Below are 3,744 nucleotides of genomic sequence, written 5' to 3'. Positions count from 1 at the left end.
CCTCTGTCGCCTGGAGTTCAAGGTTCAAACCTGCAGGTATCCGCCTCCGGACTAATCTTTTGTCAGTCAATCAGGGTCAAAGCTATGGGAAATCAAGCCCTCGTGAATCTCCTCCGACGGGAACTGCATCAAGGCGAATCCGAAGCGATCGCCCTTGCCGTGGAACTCTCTGCGGATAAAGTATTGTTGGACGAAAAGGAAGCTCGACAAGCGGCTAGAGCCATGAGCTTAAGCATTACAGGCATTGTGGGGATCTTGCTACGGGGTTGGCAAGACGGCTCACTTCCATCCTTGAGAAACGTGTGTGATCGCTTACAGCAAGACGCTAATTTCTGGCTCTCGCCTGCCTTGCGGACCCAAATCTTGCGGGTCAGTGGCGAGCTTGAAGCTGATTCTAGAAAGTAAAGTCAATGCCAACGATGATCGCAAACTTCTATGTAGGGACAAATCCCGCAATTCGCTTCAGACGGGGTGGGGGTGAAGTCGCCTTGCACCAGCAGCCCGTTGACCAGGGCGGAGGCGGAGGTGTCCAGCTTGCTCAACTGAGCCGGGGTGAACGTGTGGAGGCGATCGTGGCGCAGGTAAGCGATGTGGGCGTTGGGTTTCGTCGTGGCTTGGCTATAGGCCCAGAGTTGAAACTGGTGATGCTCAGGGTGGATGGTGCGATCGCTCTTGAAGTCCAGCACAAAATCGTCACCCACCAGATCCACCACGCCGTTAAACGTGATGCCGCCCAGTGGGAGAGATACGGGTAATTCCCATTGCAACACCCCTTCGCGATAGGCGGTAAAGGCAGGCGCGCGATGGAAGCTTTCGGCACAGTCCAGCGCATCTTGCACCTGTTCATCGGTCAGGTCATTGGCGTATTTTTTCAGTTCGTCAAAGGTGCGAATCTTGAGTTCCAGGGCTTGGTGGGCCAGTTGACCGATCGCCATCGCTGCCCCACCCGAACCGTCCCCTTCCCGATATCCCGGATGCCCCTGTACATGGTGAAACTCAAACCGCTTGGGACACAGCGCATACTCGCTCAACGCCGTCACTGGCAGTTCCGAGAATCCCGCTCCCGCAGCATGGGTGAGAATTTGGGTGGGTCGTGTTGGCAACGGCGGCGAGGCTGGCGGCACGGGTTTTGCCAACGCTGGATCGAACGCGACGGCTGCCGGCTCAATCAAGCCTTCGAGCCCCGGTTGCAGCAGGTCGAGACTGCCGCCGCTGGGAGACACCGAAGTGAGGATGAGGCGATCGCGGACCCGCGTCAGCGCTACGTACAGCACCCGTTTGGCTTCTTCGCGATCGTCCGCCTTTTTGCGCTGCTCTAACAATGTGTAGAGGGCGGATTTTTGGAGATCGCCCGCCTCATCTTCCAGCTTGAGAGCTACCCCCAGCGCGGGGTCAAAGCGGACAACTGAACTATCGCTAGAAAGCGCACGGGACAGATCCGGCACAATCACCACGGGCCATTCCAACCCCTTTGAGGCATGGATGGTCATGAGGCTCACCGCATCGCCCCCCGCCAGCGCCGGACGCGGAATCTTCACCTCCCCCGCTTGAATCCGCTTCAGCCGCCGGACGACCGCCAGCACATCAAAGCTGCCCCCCTCCAGCGATCGCACCAATTCCCCAAAGCCTGTCCAGTCCGCCATGCGCCGAGCCGCACCGGGGAGGTTGGCGATCACAGCGGTGTAGCCCGTGAGGCGATCGCTCAGTTGCAGCAACCGCGTGGGCGCTTCCGTGCGACGCGCCACTAGCAGTTCCTGGAAAACGGCATAGGCACGTACCAGTAGCGGATCTTCAGCAATTTGCAGGTGCTTCCACCAACTGGTTTTCTCCGGTAGCGATTGGGCAAAGGTGTAGAGGGTGCGATCGCTGACCGCAAAGAAGGGACTCCGCAGCACTGCCGCCAGGGCAAGGCTATCAGTGGGATCAGCCAACCAGCGCAGCATGGCCCAGGCGTCTTTGGCTTCACGGGTTTCTAGCAGGTTGCCGCCCCCCGCTTGCAAGATGGGAATGTTGCGGGCCGCGATCGCATTGCCATACAGCTCCAGCGGTCCCCAGGTGCGCGACAAAATGGCAATGTCGCCGGGACGAATCGGACGCAGTTCGCCACTTGGCTTATCCTGCACCAGAATCGGCGCGTTTAGCATCTCCTGAACAAGATCGGCAATCTGCTGCGCTTCCACCCGCCGACAAGATTCAGTATTGGTGTCGATGGCCTTGTCGTCCTTGTGTTCCTCGTCTACCGTCACCGTATAGAGCTGAATGGCGGGCGTCGGCTCTAGTGGCTCATGGCGGTGAGCTTCGAGGTCTTGATGCAAATCTTCTAAGACGGGTTTGAAAACCTGATTGATTTGCTGGATGAGTGAGTGATGGGTACGAAAGCTGAGACTTAACTCGACGGGTTTCCCATTATTGTGGATGCGGTTTTGCCAAGTTTTAAACACCTCGACATCCGCCCGCCGAAAGCCATAAATCGACTGCTTCACATCGCCCACGATGGTCAGGGTCGCCTTTGCCGTCAGCTTTTCCAGCAGTTGCCCTTGAATGGGGTTGGTGTCCTGAAATTCGTCGATTAAAAAGACCTGCCAGCGCTGGGCATAGTAGTTTTGCACCGCTGGGTCGTCTAGAGCTTGCAGGGCGTGAACTTCCAGGTCATTAAAGTCGAGGAAGCGCTGCTTATATTTCGCCTGTTGCAAATAGTTCCACGCCCAATCAAACGCCTCGCGAAGGTGGGGAAGCATTGCTTCGGTTTCGTCGTCGAACTCGTTGGGGGCCAGCGTAATGAGTCCCGCTTTGAGCGCATCTTCAGCTAACGTGCGCAGTGCCTTGATCGCGTCTTTCACTGCTGTCAAAGCCTCTTTGCCGCCCCAGTTTTTCTGACTACCGACGTTGACTTTCAGGCTTTTGAGCGTTTCTAAGGCAGGTGCTAAATCATGACCTTGTTCGATCGCGGCGATCGCCTCTAACGCATCCAGCCGATGGGCATCCAGCTTGTCACCGGGAGCCGCGTGGGTATTCAGAACCGCTTGCCCCGTTTGCCAGTCTTCACTTGCCAGCAGATTATCGAGGGCTTGCTGACGCATGATTGCGAGCGTGGGGAGCCAAGCGGCGCGATCGCATTTCAGCGCCTCCTTTGCCGTCAGTGGATCGGCCAGCAACGCCTGCAACACATCCCGCATCACCGAAAACGGAATCGCCTCATACAAATGACTGGGCAGTTGCTCCAACGCCGCCGCAAAGGTTTCGGCCAGCCAAATGGGACTGTCGATTTCATCCTGAACGGCAAAGTCAGGGGGCACGTTCGCCTTGTCGGGATGCTCACGGCAAATGCGGGCGGCGAGGGCATGGAAGGTGCTGATTTGAGCCGCTTCGAGTTCAGCTAGCAAGTCAGGCCGGTCGCTCATCTGCTGAGCAATTGTTTGGCGAATCCGCGATCGCAACTCGGTCGCCGCTTTCTCCGTAAAGGTCATCGCGACCATTTGCAACGGCGAAACGCCCTGCTGCAAAAAGTACAGATACCGCTCTGAAAGCATGTGGGTTTTGCCCGTGCCCGCCCCAGCGGTGACGGCAACGCTACCGGGCGCTTGGGCGGCACGCTGTTGGTCTTTAGTCAGTCCCATGGGAGTGTCTCTGATCAATTAACAATTTTCTGGCTCCCCTTCTCCCGTCGTGGGCTACTAAGTACACACAAGTCATGTTGTAGTAGGATGCTGCCAGAAAACATGGGGTCATCGAGATGGAGAATCC

General features: G+C 57.3%; 2 protein-coding genes. One reads left to right on the top strand and one right to left on the bottom strand.

Annotation, left to right across the window (positions count from 1 at the left end):
* The first annotated feature begins 84 nt into the window (after nt 1-84).
* Nucleotides 85-405, top strand: coding sequence for a DUF3368 domain-containing protein (locus JUK32_RS11980; RefSeq protein WP_204139092.1), 321 nt, complete (start codon nt 85-87; stop codon nt 403-405).
* A gap of 2 nt (nt 406-407) precedes the next feature.
* On the opposite strand, the gene JUK32_RS11975 is transcribed toward JUK32_RS11980, so the two are convergent.
* Nucleotides 408-3,617 carry an exodeoxyribonuclease V subunit beta gene (locus JUK32_RS11975; protein WP_204139091.1) on the bottom strand — a complete coding sequence of 1,070 codons (3,210 nt, stop codon included), beginning with the start codon at nt 3,615-3,617 and terminating at the stop codon, nt 408-410.
* Nucleotides 3,618-3,744: the final 127 nt, after the last annotated feature.

The organism is Halomicronema sp. CCY15110, assembly GCF_016888165.1.
Lineage (GTDB): Bacteria > Cyanobacteriota > Cyanobacteriia > Phormidesmidales > Phormidesmidaceae > Halomicronema.
This window is presented reverse-complemented; position numbering and strand designations above follow the sequence as displayed.